The 16,045-nt window shown below is 34.2% G+C and carries 17 protein-coding genes; 6 read left to right on the top strand and 11 right to left on the bottom strand.

Annotated elements, in window-relative coordinates; all coding sequences use genetic code 11:
• Nucleotides 1-4: 4 nt before the first annotated feature.
• From DVK85_RS01345 to DVK85_RS01360, 4 genes are read right to left on the bottom strand one after another with little or no spacing between them, the layout of a single operon-like run.
• Entirely contained in the window at nucleotides 5-577 is a 573-nt protein-coding gene (locus DVK85_RS01345; RefSeq protein WP_114676710.1) for a hypothetical protein, read from the bottom strand.
• Nucleotides 578-636: 59 nt separating this feature from the next.
• A complete protein-coding gene (locus tag DVK85_RS01350; RefSeq protein WP_114676711.1) occupies nucleotides 637-1,146 on the bottom strand; it encodes a hypothetical protein in 510 nt (169 codons plus the stop codon).
• Between the two features lie 24 nt (nucleotides 1,147-1,170).
• Nucleotides 1,171-2,109: a hypothetical protein gene (locus DVK85_RS01355; protein WP_114676712.1), complete on the bottom strand. Its 939-nt coding sequence runs from the start codon at nucleotides 2,107-2,109 to the stop codon at nucleotides 1,171-1,173.
• Nucleotides 2,106-3,551, bottom strand: coding sequence for a hypothetical protein (locus tag DVK85_RS01360; RefSeq protein WP_114676713.1), 1,446 nt, complete (start codon nucleotides 3,549-3,551; stop codon nucleotides 2,106-2,108). The genes DVK85_RS01355 and DVK85_RS01360 overlap by 4 nt, the downstream gene beginning before the upstream one ends.
• Nucleotides 3,552-3,807: 256 nt before the next feature.
• Here DVK85_RS01360 and DVK85_RS01365 point away from each other — a divergent pair, with 256 nt between their 5' ends.
• Entirely contained in the window at nucleotides 3,808-5,289 is a 1,482-nt protein-coding gene (locus DVK85_RS01365; RefSeq protein ID WP_114676714.1) for a glycosyltransferase family 32 protein, read from the top strand.
• Between the two features lie 20 nt (nucleotides 5,290-5,309).
• On the opposite strand, the gene DVK85_RS13525 is transcribed toward DVK85_RS01365, so the two are convergent.
• The 7 genes from DVK85_RS13525 to DVK85_RS01400 all read right to left on the bottom strand — a co-directional run bounded on the left by DVK85_RS13525 (nucleotide 5,310) and on the right by DVK85_RS01400 (nucleotide 8,842).
• The gene (locus tag DVK85_RS13525) at nucleotides 5,310-5,465 is read right to left on the bottom strand and encodes a hypothetical protein (RefSeq protein WP_162845318.1); all 156 of its coding nucleotides are present in this window, start codon (nucleotides 5,463-5,465) and stop codon (nucleotides 5,310-5,312) included.
• A 4-nt stretch (nucleotides 5,466-5,469) separates the two neighbouring features.
• A complete protein-coding gene (locus DVK85_RS01375; protein WP_114676716.1) occupies nucleotides 5,470-5,703 on the bottom strand; it encodes a hypothetical protein in 234 nt (77 codons plus the stop codon).
• Nucleotides 5,704-5,736: 33 nt separating this feature from the next.
• Nucleotides 5,737-6,081 carry a hypothetical protein gene (locus DVK85_RS01380; RefSeq protein WP_114676717.1) on the bottom strand — a complete coding sequence of 115 codons (345 nt, stop codon included), beginning with the start codon at nucleotides 6,079-6,081 and terminating at the stop codon, nucleotides 5,737-5,739.
• Nucleotides 6,078-6,314 carry a hypothetical protein gene (locus DVK85_RS01385; protein WP_114676718.1) on the bottom strand — a complete coding sequence of 79 codons (237 nt, stop codon included), beginning with the start codon at nucleotides 6,312-6,314 and terminating at the stop codon, nucleotides 6,078-6,080. Before DVK85_RS01385 ends, DVK85_RS01380 begins: the two co-directional genes overlap by 4 nt.
• A gap of 2 nt (nucleotides 6,315-6,316) precedes the next feature.
• Complete coding sequence (locus DVK85_RS01390) at nucleotides 6,317-8,014, bottom strand: hypothetical protein (RefSeq protein ID WP_114676719.1); 1,698 nt, start codon at nucleotides 8,012-8,014, stop codon at nucleotides 6,317-6,319.
• 356 nt (nucleotides 8,015-8,370) lie between these two features.
• Nucleotides 8,371-8,589, bottom strand: a complete 219-nt coding sequence (locus DVK85_RS01395) for a hypothetical protein (protein WP_114676720.1) — start codon at nucleotides 8,587-8,589, stop codon at nucleotides 8,371-8,373.
• Between the two features lie 31 nt (nucleotides 8,590-8,620).
• On the bottom strand, nucleotides 8,621-8,842 hold the full coding sequence (locus DVK85_RS01400; protein ID WP_114676721.1) for a hypothetical protein: 222 nt from the start codon (nucleotides 8,840-8,842) through the stop codon (nucleotides 8,621-8,623).
• 92 nt (nucleotides 8,843-8,934) lie between these two features.
• On the opposite strand from DVK85_RS01400, the gene DVK85_RS01405 reads away from it, so the two are divergent.
• The 5 genes from DVK85_RS01405 to DVK85_RS01425 all read left to right on the top strand — a co-directional run bounded on the left by DVK85_RS01405 (nucleotide 8,935) and on the right by DVK85_RS01425 (nucleotide 15,347).
• A complete protein-coding gene (locus tag DVK85_RS01405) occupies nucleotides 8,935-9,300 on the top strand; it encodes a helix-turn-helix transcriptional regulator (RefSeq protein ID WP_114676722.1) in 366 nt (121 codons plus the stop codon).
• A gap of 120 nt (nucleotides 9,301-9,420) precedes the next feature.
• Complete coding sequence (locus tag DVK85_RS01410) at nucleotides 9,421-9,756, top strand: hypothetical protein (RefSeq protein WP_114676723.1); 336 nt, start codon at nucleotides 9,421-9,423, stop codon at nucleotides 9,754-9,756.
• Between the two features lie 104 nt (nucleotides 9,757-9,860).
• The gene (locus tag DVK85_RS01415; protein ID WP_114676724.1) at nucleotides 9,861-12,182 is read left to right on the top strand and encodes an N-6 DNA methylase; all 2,322 of its coding nucleotides are present in this window, start codon (nucleotides 9,861-9,863) and stop codon (nucleotides 12,180-12,182) included.
• Nucleotides 12,182-13,594 carry a restriction endonuclease subunit S gene (locus tag DVK85_RS01420; RefSeq protein WP_127960532.1) on the top strand — a complete coding sequence of 471 codons (1,413 nt, stop codon included), beginning with the start codon at nucleotides 12,182-12,184 and terminating at the stop codon, nucleotides 13,592-13,594. The genes DVK85_RS01415 and DVK85_RS01420 overlap by 1 nt, the downstream gene beginning before the upstream one ends.
• 22 nt (nucleotides 13,595-13,616) lie before the next feature.
• Entirely contained in the window at nucleotides 13,617-15,347 is a 1,731-nt protein-coding gene (locus DVK85_RS01425) for an ATP-dependent nuclease (RefSeq protein WP_114676726.1), read from the top strand.
• Nucleotides 15,348-16,045 lie beyond the last annotated feature (698 nt).

Consider the following 16,045-nt stretch of genomic DNA (forward strand, 5'->3'; position numbering starts at 1 on the left):
ATTATTACTTTACGAAAACCTCATGCGTGTGGAACTCTAAACGAGCAAAGCAAGGGGCATCTTCGGCAGCACCTGGTACAGCAACGCCATCAGGGAACTGCCACTCTATTTTGTAGTCAACATCTGGCGCAATGATCGGTAGATGTGATATTTCTCTGAAATCATCACTATTTGATGTTGCTGTATCTTTTGCAAGCAAATCACTCACTGGTACAAAAAGTATCTCTTCGCCCTGACTGATTTTTAATACTGAGTTTTTAACTGCTGGAGTAGCTGTACCATCCCATTTTGCAGCACCTATTGTAGTAGCTGTGTTTTCTGGTTGTAAGCGAATACCATCAATAATAATATGCCTACCTCCATTAAGACGGTTACCGTCAAAGTTGGTTATACCATCTATTTTTTTAGTGTTAGCATCTACTAATTGTATTGCTCCTCCCTTACCTTTTAGGTCAACATTCAGATAAAAGTTTTTATCTTGAAGCGTGTAACCATTCTTTACTTGAAGTTGAGTTTTATCTGCAAAAGTCGCAAACCTCTCAAGAGCTAGTGCATATAGCGCAAATCTATTTTTCATCGTAATATATTTTGTTTTTGTTCTTAATTAATTTTTATGATTCTTTGTATAGCAAGCTCTTATGCTGCGTGCTTTTTAATGGCTTGCAACATTGGGTCTGAAAGGATAGAGCTTGTAAAATCTACTTGCTTTGCCTCTATAACTTGTGGGGTATATCGTGGTGTAAAAGGTGCGTTTAGTGTATTTACACTATTGCAACTACAACCCAAGCCCAAAGCATCGGCTACAATACCGCTTTTTGTGGCTACGCTGCTTTTTGAAGCAAGCGACTTAATAGCCTCTAAGCCTTGTACTACAGCCATTCCTAAGAATGTACCTTTTACAATGGTTGCTCCTTCGTCCTTACCGCCTACAGATGCCATAGCGACAAGGGAAGCAAGCATAATACCGCCACGCTTTGCTAGTAACATATTTTCTTCTTTTTTCAAGGCTGCTGCATCTTCACTGTTTGCTGTAGGCTTATGAATAAGACCTATTGCAACCCTCGATGCAAAACCGCCTGCAAATGCACCACCAGCTAAGAGGGCAGTGTCCTGAAATGATTTTCCTGATGGTTTTTTTAACTCCATTTTCTATGATTGTTTAAATTATACTTAGTTTGAGGCTTTCCTCTTTTTAGGCTTTCGAGTAGCAGCATAAAGCCCTAAACTCGCTAACCCTATAATACCTATTACGGTAGCCGTATTACTTTTGTTTTCTGTCGTATCGTTTGTAGTAGGCAATACATCTGTAGTAGTTGTATCATCGGTAAGGGTTTGTTTTACAGTATCGCCTGTTGTTTGCGTAGGGTATTTTGTAGTGGGAACTGATGTCTTTGTAGGGTCTAGCGTACCTCCTGTAAAAACGGGACTTGTACCTGTACCTTTAATCCTGTAGTTAAGAACCGTAACCATTGCAACAGGCGACGATGTAAATAATGGACTGTAACTATAGCTGTTCATAGGAAATGTTACTTGTACTGGCTCTGCATCAATACCTACTTCTTTAATAACAGCGATAACAGTATCATTAATAAACTTCATGGTATCATAAAGCAAATCTTGCACTCCCTCTTGAGCATCATCACTTACTCCCGAAATTTTTACTTTCTCGTAATGATCCTGAATAGCGTTTATTTTATTTAGCACCTCATTTAGTGCAATCAGTTTAGCAGCATTGCCCGATAAGTTTTTCGCGGCTGCTATATCTTTTATCAGCTTATCAATAAACGGCTTGTATTTGGTTTCGACCCAAGCATCTAAAATTGCTTTATCTGCTGCACTTAAATCTTCATCATCCCCAATGCTTAAAGGAGCATTCAATTGTTGATAAGAGGTATCTATTGCTAGAAGTATTCGCCCAACAGCAGGACGTATTAACTCATCTGCTATTATTTTTCCTAAAAAAGGAATACGAGCTTCAATTTGATCGGCTATAAAACCACCTACTGCCGATACTGCCTTTTTTGCCCATTTGCGCCATTTCTTAAACAGTCCCAAACCATGCTCATGTGCTACAGGTAAATTATTTGGTCTATATCGTACTACACTCATATTGTTATCTTTTTATTGGATGGTTGTTTTTTTGTTCCAGTATCGGGCATTTGTGTAAAGGAATAGCCTGCATAACCAAGTGCGCCAATTAACAGAAGCCACCCTACTACACCACCCCCATTTTGAGTAACATTGTTTGGGTTGTTATAGTCAACCACATTGCTATCTACTACATTACTGCCTCCTGTATTATTTGCATTGGTAGCAGTGAAATTTGCTACTGTATTGGTTAATCCCTGTATAAATTGCAATGCATTAAAAGATCCGTTGTTTGCCTGGACCACATAGTCGGTAATCTCAAATGCTGGAATATTTTTTGGTTTAGCAGAATAGTTATACATCTTCTGGGTACGTGTAATTGTGACACCTAGATAAGTGAAATTAATACCCATTGTATGCTCTATGCTGTTTTGCGGTGTCGATTGAAAAGATTGTGTACCTGCATAACCAACAATATTAAAATTGTCATTTAGCCAAGCATCAAGAGCTTTACCGCAGGTATCTTTAAAGAAATCCATTACCTTTATAGATGCCTCAAGGTTTTTATCTGTACAGGAATTCCAATCGTTATCACGATAGCGTTTTGTATCAAAACACATTCGTATCAAGTTTGCTGTACCTTTAAATTCTGTTACCCTATCACGCAGGGCATTCATGTTTTTTTGCTGTACTGCTTGGTTTATGGCTATTACAAGCTCATTGAAATAGTCGGTAATGATACCTATGTTTTTATCAACATCATTTTTATCATACGATGTGCCACCCCAACAGCTTATATTAGAAACAAGCCCTTTAACATCGTCTAGTTTAAATTTCTCAAGGTTTTGAAGGTCGCTCAAGTTAAACCCTAAAGCGTTTGGATGCGCTCCTGCAAGTACTTCATGTTCCATATAATAATCGTCTTTTTCTGCTATAGCAGGTTCTATAGCCATTGCAACTGTACCATCAATAACATAATATCCATTGTCAAGGTTTCCGCTTTCCTGATCTATTGGAGCAACTACATATACGTGTGTCCATAAATCAGGTTTATACGCCAAGTTTTTAATGCGTCTTATATAGTGTTTTACGCCTAACTCTGTCAGAATGCTACTTGCAATGATGCTGTAGCTCTTACAGTCTATACCCAATTGCCTAACGCTCCAAGAACAGGCAGGCGAACGGAGTTTTTGAGTTACTTCATCAATTTTGTACTGAAAATGGTTGTAACAAAAATCATGTATCGCGTTGCACGTTTGTTGCAATGAACCTTTATCGAGCAAAGGGGCTACTTTAGCCATATGACTATGGTACTTGTTTACAGTATAAGCCATTTGCTTTACCGAGTAATCCGTCATACCATTACCTGTAACAACTACATTGCAATCACTTTGCGGTATCAGCTTTTTATACTGTTTACCGCGTTGCAATGGGCGATATAATAATGTATTGAAGTCTGTCATTGTACCACTTATACTCGTTTTAGTTTCAAAACTGTAGTGCAAAGATTAACCAGATGATTACAAACCTTTAAACTTCAAATAATTTCATTCAATTACTATTAATCTTAAATAACTATTAGTAATTATTGAAAACATTCTCAGGTGTTTTTAAGTAAATTCATCATAAATAAAAATCATTGCAAGGAGAGAAAACAAATGAAAAATTCAGGTATTTCTACTTGATTTTAAGCCTATTATTTTCTATATATTTGATTATATGAAGACACACGCTGATAAAAAAAGTGAAACTAAACTTCAATCCGTTGCCAATACGATTTCAAAAAATCAAAGTAGCGCAAGTTCTCCTATGCACTTTGAAGACAATCGCCCTGGTGTAATCGTCCAGAAGAAACTACTTAACGTAATTAACAATCACTCTAATCAGCAACAACCCATACAAAAAAAGAATACTTTACCTAACAGCACTAATACTAAGGTTGTACAGCGGGCTATAATTAATATAGATGGTTATGAAGGTGCACCTTTAGACACAGACCAAGAAGGCATGACCGCAATAAAATCATATATTAAAAAATTGGTAGATGAACATAATACTGGAGGGTATAGTAATTTGGTTGAAAAATTAAATCAATTAGGTGAAGATGATTCTATGAAAGTTCCTGAGCTTTTAGAATACAGAAATGCTTATATGCATCAATTGTCAAAACCTTTAAGTCAAGATGATGATGCTACCAAAATGAGTGATGCATTAGAAACACCCATTGGACAAGGAACACAGCATCAAATTCCTCAAACAATACATCGGTTTTGGTCTGGAGGATCATTATCTGAATCTGCTATGAAAACACTAATAGACTCTGCAAAAAAAACCGAAGGAACACCGTGGAAACACAAGTTGTGGTATTCTAAAAAATTTGAGGATAAAATTAAAAAAGCTGAACCATCATTCTTTGAAAGGTTTGGTCAAAAAGGTACAGATTACAAAAATGATCAGGCTAAAATCAAAGCTCGAGAAGATCAACGAGCAGAGTTAAAGGCAAAAGGTTATGATATAAAAGCCATTGAAGATTTAGCAGATGGAGAACATGGTGTTACAACTAAAGAATTAGATCTATCTACCGATATCGCTGCAACATCTGCAAAAAAAGGAGGCGAAGGAGCATGGGATAATTTAAAATACTTTTCAGATATAGCACGCCTTATGTATTTACACTCCGAAGGTGGTCACCATATGGATGTTGACATTGGTTTAGGCGATATGGACATGCACAAACAATATAGCCATAATGATCCTAATGGTGAAGTGCCTCTTATGGGTACTTTGGCTAGAGATATGACTCCAGCTGGAGGTGGGCAAGAGGTATCAGAAAAGCTAAAAAGAACAACAGAACATCAAGTCAACCCCTATAAGCCTGAGGAAGCCAAGCAACAATACTTAACAGATGTTAAAGATTTAGCAGACAAAGCTACTACTGGATCTGCTATGTATAATGCATTAATAGCCTCTAGACCGAAAACTAACCATATTAAAGCTGCCATTGATAAAACAATGGAAACCTTAAGACCTAAAAAAGAAGATCAAAATCCCGAATTTAGTAGCGGAATGGGGGCTAGTTATGAAATGCTAACTGGAGGGAGAACCCCTGAGCATACTCAAAAACTTAATACAGGTATGAAACAATCAGTACCTCCTTACCTATTAAGGCTAGAACATTTAACTCCTGAAAGTGAAAATTAATCAAAATAGCTCTCTTAACACTATTTTTTCAATCGTGATAATTCAGCGAGTGCATAACCTACAAGTACACTAATACCTGTCCATATACCTATTAATACATCATTTAGCATATAAGCTGTTGAAATTACTATTGCAATGGCTGAAATAGCAACTACTGTTTTTACAATTCTTAGCATAGTTTTAAAGTTTATAGCCTTCTGGCAGTCCATATATTTCTACAAATTCTATAAATTCGGTATGACGCACCCGTTTTACACAAACAGGTTTGTCATTGGGTAATTTTCGATTATCGGCAATTATTGTATTTATCCCTTTACGTATATCACTATCTGTTAAATCATTACGATAGAGATACATTAGCTGACTTTTCGTTACACAATAAGGAAGTTTTTGTAAAGTTTCTTGATCGTTCATATACTACTCTGATAATCGGTTATTGAATACTTTTTACACAATAGATTTTAATTGCTGGTCTATTAAATTCTTATACTTTTCGGCAACGTGTTTTTCATAATCGTTGCGCCCGTCTCTATTCCAGTAACAGCATTTTAATACTACAACTGCCTCACTTACTTTGAGTCTTACTGTAAAACTATTTTGGGCGGACTCTATTTTTCTACGAAAGGTTACCCATAACCTAAAAGCAATATCAATAGTAACTAATGCTGTATAAAACTCTTCGTTACCCCAATGATGTATGCCCAACCGTTGCAACTCTGAGTAACTGTACAATTCGCTCTGGAGTACTTGCACCTCTTCTTCTGTTACTTTTATTAATCTTACATCTTTCATGCTCTATACTCTTCTAATAGTTCTTTAGTCTTGTTATCATAAAACTGTACTACTTGCACATCGGCAATACTTGGTTTCTCTTTAAGCCTACGCATCATACCTGTTATAATATCACTGTCTGCTTTGCTCTTATTGGTGTACTTGTCTAAACTGTACCAAGTAATATTTGGCTTTCCTGGCTTAGTAAGTGCTACCATTTTTATACGGGCGGTATCTCTGTCAAATACTGGCATAATTAAAGTTTAGTGTTAGACATCATTTTATCTATAGTTTCGGGTAGTTTACTGTAAAACTCTGTTGGTAGATTGCGCCTTACATAGTCATACAATTGTGGTAACGTAATTTTATTTCTTAAAAACCTTTTTATCTCATTTTCAAACTTCTTAGCATGATTTATGGTTTTTAGTCTGGCTTCGGCATTGCGTTCTAGTTTTCGTTTTTTGGCGGGTTGGTTCTCCATATACTTCACATGACGCTCCCATGCTTTACGGGTAAACTCAAAGCCAATTTCTTTTGAGGTTTTACGGGTTATATCAAAATAGTTTGAAGGGTACAGTGGTTTTATACCTGTACGAGAAAACCACTTTCGGGCGTGTTCCAGTCGCCAGCGCAACTGTTGCACATCATCTACAATGTTGGTTTTATTAAACACTATGCCTTTATAATTCATAAACTTGTTTTGCAACCAGCAGTTAATCGCATTTTTCCAACTGCCTGTATATGGGGTAGTATCGCGGTAGAGCTTAGCAGCATTGCAAAAACAATCTTGTATTACCAACTGCTGAAACTCTGTTGTGGTTAGTGTACCATTGTAAGCCTCTTTGTACAATAGCCGTACATCAATAGGTACATAGTTATTAAATAATCCTTGTGCAAGTCGTTCGGCTAGTTCCTGTGGGTGCAAAATGAGGTCTCTTAATTTCTCGCTCAATGTTTTTTCTTTTTTCGAGGTTTCGGCTGGCGCGCCCTCAGGTGAATTTTTTAGCTTGCTTCCAGTGTTCTTGTAAAAATTGTTCTTGTAATGCGAAGAGGATGTGACCGCAGGGAACTCCTTATCATCAAATGACTGCGTAGCATCATTTCTATTCTTATACTGTTCTTTAAAAGTTCTAGTAGTATCATTGTTATCAGGTAAAACTTTCTCACTCCCAGAGGTAACGAGCTGATTTTCAGCAACAGTTAATTTATTGGTTTGGAGGTCGAGAACGGTTAAAATTTCGGGGTTAATTTGCACTTTTACCCCTCGTGTACTGCCACAAAAAATGAACTCAGAGAATACTCCTGCCTCTTGTAATCGTTTACGATGGTTGCGCACCGTTTTACTACATACATCAAGGCTTGTAACCTCTTTACGCTTCATTTTTGTAACCAAGTAAGCATTTATATCCATTTCCTGAATAGGTCGCGGTGTACGCACTCCTAAGCGTATATACTCGCTATTGCGTTTCATTAATTGGGAATTGTAAAGCGATAAGAGGTTTTGAAATACTTGCTCTGTTGCATACTTCACTTTCTGAATTTTGCGCTTTGCAACAATCATCCCATGTGCTTTACAAGCATTATCTACTTCGGTATTATATTCGCGAGCAGGTAGGTTATTATATCGCTTTCTAAAAAAGCCTACATACTCCCTTTCGAGTTCTGATAATGGGTTGTTTAAAATATATTGCTTAACTGCCGAATTGTGCTTATTAATAAGATCGTTCTCGGCTTGTGTACGATAATTATAGGCTGCTATATGCACCCTGTAATTATCCATTGTTTGTGCAAAGGCTGTATCTATAATAGCTGGGTAAACTGCCATTATAATAGTAGGGTTTTGCGGTGGTGTTGCAACAAGGGTTGGCTCTTGTTTTGGAGCTTGCTCTTGGTAGCCAAAAAGGTTTGCAGCCTTTAAATGGTCTGCCATACTATTCGATTTAGTATTTCTCATACCGTTATAGTATTAATAGTTGCAATAACTTGCAGGTTAACCTATCCGCCACCCCGCCAATACGGGGGTAGCATCAAGGGAGAGTTGCAATTACTTGCATCCAGTATTGTTATACATTAATTTGAATACTTATTGACGATAAACCGTTGTTTATCTAGCAATTACTAAGAGCCGTTAATGGGTGTGAAGTTTTTGGGTTTCATATTTATTTGGTTTTTTTAGGATTATTGCAACAACCATTGCAATGGTTTGTAAGCGTATTTTATTATATTTGTTTTACTTAAAATCTATACACCTGTTGCCGCAGGTGTATTTGGTTTTTTTAGGATGGGTGGGGATGGTTTCCCACCCCTTTTTTATTCAGTTTCTGCTTGTCTTTTATTTTTAAGCATCGTTTCTCTTCTTTTAGTCAATTTCATTAGCAGCGCATCCATACACTCCTCTACACTCCAGTGTTTACTTTCTTTCTCTACTTTTAATGTAGGCTTACGCACTTTATCGAGCATTTCATATAATCGCGCTTTCTCCTCCTCTGGGAGTGCTTGGATTACGTTATATGCTGTTTCTGCGTGCATTATTCAAAAGTGACTTAAACTGGCATGATTTTTATTCCTGTACCGTTGCAACGGTAGTTGCAAGGGGCGAACAGGAATAAGTAGGGTCAAACAATATTTTTTTGATTGTACCTTCAGAGACATTATACATATCTGCCAAAATAGGTTGCGCCTTTCGGCACGTCATGCGTTGCTTTAAGTCATTGTACTGTTGCAATATGCTTTTATTACGTCGCAATTTTCGCTCTCGTGTAGTCTCTTTCAGCTTTGCCATAATAATTTATTGTCTATATTTATAGATACAAACATAATACAATTTGTACACAAAACAAACAATCTGTACATATTTTATAAAAAACTGTACACATGAGCAATAAAATAGGTCTGAATATCAATAACTTATGCAAACAAAATTTTTTATCAAAAAAAGAATTTGCAGACCTTTTTGGCGTTAGTCTATCTACAATTAATACATATACAGGGGGCAGAAGTAACCCACCAATAGACTTAATACAGAAGATATGTAGTCACTTTGAACTGTCAATTGATGATTTTATTAATTCAGATCTTTCACAGTCAGCAAACAATAATAAAGAAGCATTGCAACAAAACATTGCAACAGAAACAATAAATAACAATAAAAATGCAATAATTGCTTCACAGCGCGAAACTATCGAAACCCAAAAGGAACTGATAGCAAGCCTGCGCAGCCAACTTAGTCAGGCATCATAACATAGACGGTGTATAAACCTGAACATGAATAAGAATAAGAATAAGAATAAGAATACCAGTACAACACCCCACCCCAACTATTGTTGCAACTGAAGAACTAAAAAATACTAAATAATTATAATGCATTGGAAAACAAAGCAAAAACTACGTAGAGCAACTAAACTATATATCGTAGAACCTGAACATGACAAAACAAATGAAATAAAAATACAACTATCTAAAATAGAATATTGTTGTATTTATTTAAATGAACCATTTTCACAAAAAATAGAATATAAGGATTTAAGAGCTCGAGGATTTAATTATGACCCCTCACGAGATACTCATATTGTTCATTACTCTTCAAAAGAGGTTATAAGAGTATTAAGAAACTCTATAAATTTCAGTGACAATAACAATGATACTATAGAAAAATTGATTGAATTAATTCAGTCATTAGAAAACAAACATATCTAATCAAAAATGTTAATGACCAACATATTAAGACAACTGAGTCAAACATCATAACATGGAAGATTTATAAACCGGAACATGAATAAGAATACTCATAGATATACATAATGGAGTTAGAAATACAAATTACGGGAAACAAAATATATGCTCCCCTTTTAGGCAAAGAGTTAATACTAACCCCCGAAGAACGTATTAGGCAAAAATATATTTGTAGGTTAGTAAACCACTACGGTTACTCTTTAGACCAAATGCAACAAGAAGTTACATTAACGGGTTCTAAAAGAGGTACAGGGCGTGCCAGTGCCGATATTGTTATATGGCGAAGTAAAGAGGATCGATTAAAAAACATTAACCCCATTATTGTAGTAGAATGTAAAGCCGATTATATAACCATATCAACTGAAGACTATTATCAGGGACAAAATTATGCCCGATTTGCCAACGCTCCTTTTTTTGTTACTACTAATGAAAAAGAAACTAAAGTATTTAAGGTAAACTTAGAAATCACTCCTAAAACGTTGAGTGACGAAATTTTAGATATACCTAATGCTACAGAAGCTAACAGTAATAACGAAGTCCTTAAACTATTAGCAAAAACAAAGGCTTTTGAAAGAGATGAGTTTTCTAAACTACTTTTTCAGTGTCATAATGTTATTAGAAATAACGATAAATTATCTCCAGAGGCTGCATTTGATGAAATAAGCAAAATATTGTTTATGAAAATAAGGTACGAACGTAACCCTGATGAAGATAATATTTTTACCCTTAATCAATTTGAAAAGCAAGAGCGTAACTACGAAAAAAACATACGCCCTGTTAATGTAAAAAGGAATGGTCCTAAAGACGATATTCCTTATATGGATTATTGGTTTGAGTTAACCAAAGACGAATTTGAAGATGATGAGCTATTTGATAAAAATGATAAAATAAGGATTAAACAAGGCTCATTTAAAGAAATTGTAAAAAAGCTACAGAAGTATAACCTTTCTACTACTTCAGACGATGTTAAAGGTATAGCATTTGAGGAGTTTTTGGGAGGAACTTTTAGAGGCGAGCTCGGTCAGTTTTTTACCCCGAGAACGGTAGTTGATTTTATTATAGAGGTTTTAGACCCGCAAGAAGATGAAGTAATATGCGACCCATGTTGTGGGTCGGGTGGTTTTCTTATTAAAGCCTTTGAACACGTAAGAGATAAAATTGAGCAAGAAATAAAAATTGAAAAAGATAAGGTAAACGCAGCTTTTGATGAAATAGCAGAAGCCACAAAAGATGTTGAGGCACTAAATGAAGTTTCTAACGAGATTATACATAAACTAAGCTATGAAACCCAAATAAGAAAACGAGAAGAACAAGATAGGGCAAGGAGAACCGATATGTATATTTCAAGGTTAGAAAAGCTTTCATCTACCTGTATTTTTGGCACAGATGCTAACCCCCGCATGGCACGTACTGCAAAAATGAACATGATAATGCATGGCGATGGTCATGGTGGTGTACATCATAGAGATGGCTTGCTGAACATTAATGGTATTTTCGAAAATCGGTTTGATGTTATTTTAACCAACCCTCCTTTTGGTTCGAGGGTAGAAAAGTCTTCGATAATTACCAAAGCCGATCAAATTACAGATGAAAACCGTATAGCTCGTTACAAAAAAATGTATGGCGATAGCACTTATACTAAAGCTATGCAACAAATTAACAATAACATAGACGAACCGTTACTTAACACCTTACACATAGGTAAAAAAGGCATGAGTGGGCTTACAGAGGTATTGTTTATAGAGCGTTGCATTAACCTATTAAAACCAGGAGGGCGTTTAGGTATCGTACTCCCAGAAGGAGTTTTAAATACTCAAAACCTAGCTAAGGTGCGAGAATACTTTGAAAGTACAGCAAAAATTATACTCATAACCTCTATACCACAAGATGTATTTATGAAAAGTGGTGCTACAGTAAAATCGAGCTTAGTATTTTTAAAGAAATTTACTGATGAAGAAAATAGGCTATGGAAAAACTATACTACCCAAGCTACTAAAGATGTAAAGGCAAAACATGCACCTGAGTTAAATAGTATTAAAGAAAAACTTATGCTAAAAGGAGCTGAAGCCCTAAATACAACTACTAAAAAAGAACTACGCCAGCAAAAAAAGAAAATTGAAGAGCAGATAGAAGTTGAAATAAGGGCAATAGTAAAAGAAAAATTTGACTATGAAATTCCTATTGCAACAGTAGAAAAAGCAGGTATTAGCAGTACAGGTAGTATAATAGAAAATGAGCTGATAGATATAGAAAAAGAGTATACCCCTTACCGTATTAAAAATGAGTTATGGAAAGAACAAAAACCAAACTTTAAATATGTATGGAGTAGTAAAACAGGTAAAGTAGAGCGTGTTAAAAACAGTGCCGAAATTCAAATTATAGAATGGTAATGGCAGCTACAACAAAGCAAAATATCAGTTTTATAAAATTTTCTGAATTATATAATTGGAGTCCTAGTCACTTAATTGGGAATCATTTTAATTATAATAAGGAATTTCCTTTAATGAAAATTGGAAAATTTCTTAAAAAAAGCAATAATATCATCGTTATAGAGGATAATAAAACCTATAAGAGAGTAACTGTAAAAATTAATAATGGTGGCGTTATATTAAGAAATACAGAAATAGGAAAAAACATAGGTACAAAAAGACAATTTCTAGTAAAAGGCGGACAGTTCATTATATCTAAAATAGATGCCAGAAATGGTGCTATGGGAATAATTCCAGAAGAACTTGATGGAGCTATAGTTACTAACGATTTCCCGACCTATGAAATTGACACTAATACTATTCTAGAGCAATTTTTATTATTAATTACAACCACTAAAAAATTCACAGAATTTGCACAGAGTTGTAGTAGTGGTACAACAAATAGGCAAAGAATAGATCTTAAAAAATTTTTAGATGTTCAGATACCTCTACCCCCATTAAATGATGCAGATGCTAAAAAGCAAGGCTTACCTAACATTATAACTCAAGAAAAATTAGTAGCTGCCTATAACCAAAAAATAGCTACTGCTGCACAAGCAAAACAGGATGCTTTAGCCAAAGAAATTGAAGTAGAAACCTATTTATATAACGAGCTAGGAATACAAAAAACGGAGAAAAAAGAGACTAAGAAAGGGTTACATTTTGTAAAGTTTAAGGATATGGAAGAGTGGGGTTATGGCAGATCTACTGAACTTCTATCCTTAAAATCCACAAAATACAGCGTTATTAGTTTAAACAAAAATGAGTTTTTATATATCGATTTATTTAGAGGTAAAAGTCCAAAATACGATCAATCCGAAAGCTATATTTTGAATCAAAAATGTATCCGATGGAATTATATTGATACTCAATATATGAAATCAGTCAAAAAAGAATGGTTAGAAAAAATTGAGTCAAAATTCTTAACAAAAACTGGGGATATATTAATTAATTCAACTGGGGATGGTACAATCGGAAGATCAACAGTTGTAAGAGATACCGAAAATAATTTATTGTATGATAGCCACATTCTTTTATTACGTCTAAACAAAAAATATATTCTTCCTGAATATTTTGTAGAAATATTTAACTCTAGTTATGGTCAAAACCAAATTGAAACAGTCAAATCTGCACAATCTACAAAACAAACAGAATTAGGTTTAACTAATCTAAAAAAAATACATTTCCCTATAATTGAAGACATTAATACTCAGAAAACGATTATAGATAATATAGAAAACTTACGTAAGGAGATAAAAACACTGAAGAAACAATATGAAAACTTACGAGAACAAGCAATTATCGATTTTGAGAATATAATATTTAAAAAATAATCTAACAACAAATTACTAAACAATGAAATTACTAACCCTAAAAATAAAAGGTTATAAAAACCTCTTAGACGAAACTAAAGTTTCTTTTGATTTTAATTCCTGTACTACCTATACTGCTTTAATGGGCTTAAATGGCACAGGAAAAAGTAATATACTGGAGGCCGTAAGTCTTATTTTCTCTAGCCTATATCATGATAAAAAAATTAATTTTAAGTATAATATATCGTATAAGATTGATGATAAAATAGTAACTGTAGACAATGGTAAAATGTCCTTTACTAATGAAGGTAGTGAAGCTGCTACCGATGTACCTAAAAAATCACATTATAATCACTTACCCACAAATGTTATAGCTTCTTATAGTGGCGAAGAACTTAGAATGTGGGGAGATATATATTTTGATAGTTATTCTAGCTTTTTTCGAGATCTTAAAAAACATGATTTTGCCGCGCCTAAATTATTATATATCAACAAATATACTTGGGAATTCGCTTTAATAGCATTGCTATGCCTTGAAGATCCGATAATAGAAAACTTCATACAGAATATATTAAAAATAGATGTAGAAAATTTAAGGATAGAGTTTACATTTGACCTTAAAAATATTAACACATATCCTACTAATCAAGCTATCGAATTTATTCAAGAATTGGTTAAAACACAATCTGCCAGCAATGGAAGTATATCTATAGATAAAATCCAGTTAAGTAGTTATAAAACATTTACAAGTACAAATATAATTAAAGAAATGTTTTACGCTCTATTTATTACAGGAATGCCTGTAAAGAATGTATCTGCAAAAATATATACCGAAAAAATTATTACAAATACTGAAATAAAATTTAATGATATTGATGTTAAAAAACTAAGCGAAGGAGAAAAAAAGCTCATCTTAATTTATACTATTACTCATCTATTAGCAGACGACAAAACATTAATATTACTGGATGAGCCCGATGCACATATACACATTGAGCGTAAAAAAGATATTATTGATATAATTGATAAAGAAAATTGCTTTACGCTGTTTACTACACATTCTCCCAAAATATTAAATAGTATCGACGAGAATAATATTAGACTTATAAAGAAATCTCAAGATACTGGTGTAGAGGCAATAATACTGGATAAAGTAAAAGCATTAACAGAACTTACAAATGGTGAGTTCTCTATAACAGATGCAACATTAGCTTTAAGTACAGCAAAAGATATATTACTAGTGGAGGGTGAAAATGATCTACTCTATATTAACGAAGCAATAGACAGACTAAATAAGCTAAAGAGAAATAAATATGCTAATTTTAATTTTTTAATCATCAATTGTGGCGGTGCAGGAAATGTGCCCGCAATATTTAGAGAAATTGTAGCCCCAAACTTAAAACCAACACAGTTTTGTATAGCAACTTTTGATAAAGATCAATCTGGTAAGGATGGCGTAAGTGGTATTCAGAAATACTTAAAAAAAAATCCAATGACTAATGTAGAGACAATGACACACACAACACCGCAAAATTGGGAAGAAAATAAGGAGTTTTTCATGGAAGATTATTTCCCTATCGATGTTTATAGAAATATCTTATTAGAGGATATTAATAAAAAAACAAAAATTAAAGATTTTATACAATTATCAAAAGATACAGTAAAATCGATTATAAACAATAACTATAAGAAATTCAATGATGCTGATTTTGAAAACTTTGAATCATTATTAGACACATTTATTGAAAAGCAAACAGCTTTTCATTCCAAATAACAACCATAATTATTGAGTACAGTTCTGAGTATTTTTTTTAAATAAACAACAATAACAACAATACTCTAAGACTTTGTTAATAAAGAAATTGAATTTTAGTAAAACTGCGTTATAAAACTCATAACCCGAAGGTCACTGGTTCGAGTCCAGTTCCCGCTACTAGGAAAATCAAGGCTTCTGAGAAATCAGAAGCCTTTTTTGATTACTGGGGTTAAACAATGGTTAAACAAAACGTGGTTTTAAATGTAGTTATTTGGTATGTTTTTGTGATCTCTCGTAAACCTTTCGAATGATGAAAAACTAGGATAAAACACATTAAGTTCCAAAAAAAACAGCCATACTCTGTATTTAGAGTGTGGTTGTTTTTTTAGGTACAACATTGGTACAACAATTTTAGCCATAATATCGCTTAATATATTTCTGCTTGTAGGGAAGGTTGTGGTCTAAAAAAAATGTACCCGTAGAGTTGTACTTTTAATGATTGATACACTTTTGTAGTAGTTTCTTTAGATTGTACTTATTACTATCGATTCATAGTGATTTTTCTATAATCGGGGGAATTACTTTAATACTAGAGGATCATAGCCCGAGGGTTACTGGTTCGAGTTCAGCTCCCACCACTGGTATTATCAAGGCTTTACAGAAATGTGAAGCCTTATTCTGTTGTAAAAACAATATAAAAACAAAATCTATTTAGT

Origin of the sequence: Flavobacterium arcticum (genome assembly GCF_003344925.1) — a bacterium.
GTDB classification, from domain to species: Bacteria; Bacteroidota; Bacteroidia; order Flavobacteriales; family Flavobacteriaceae; genus Flavobacterium; species Flavobacterium arcticum.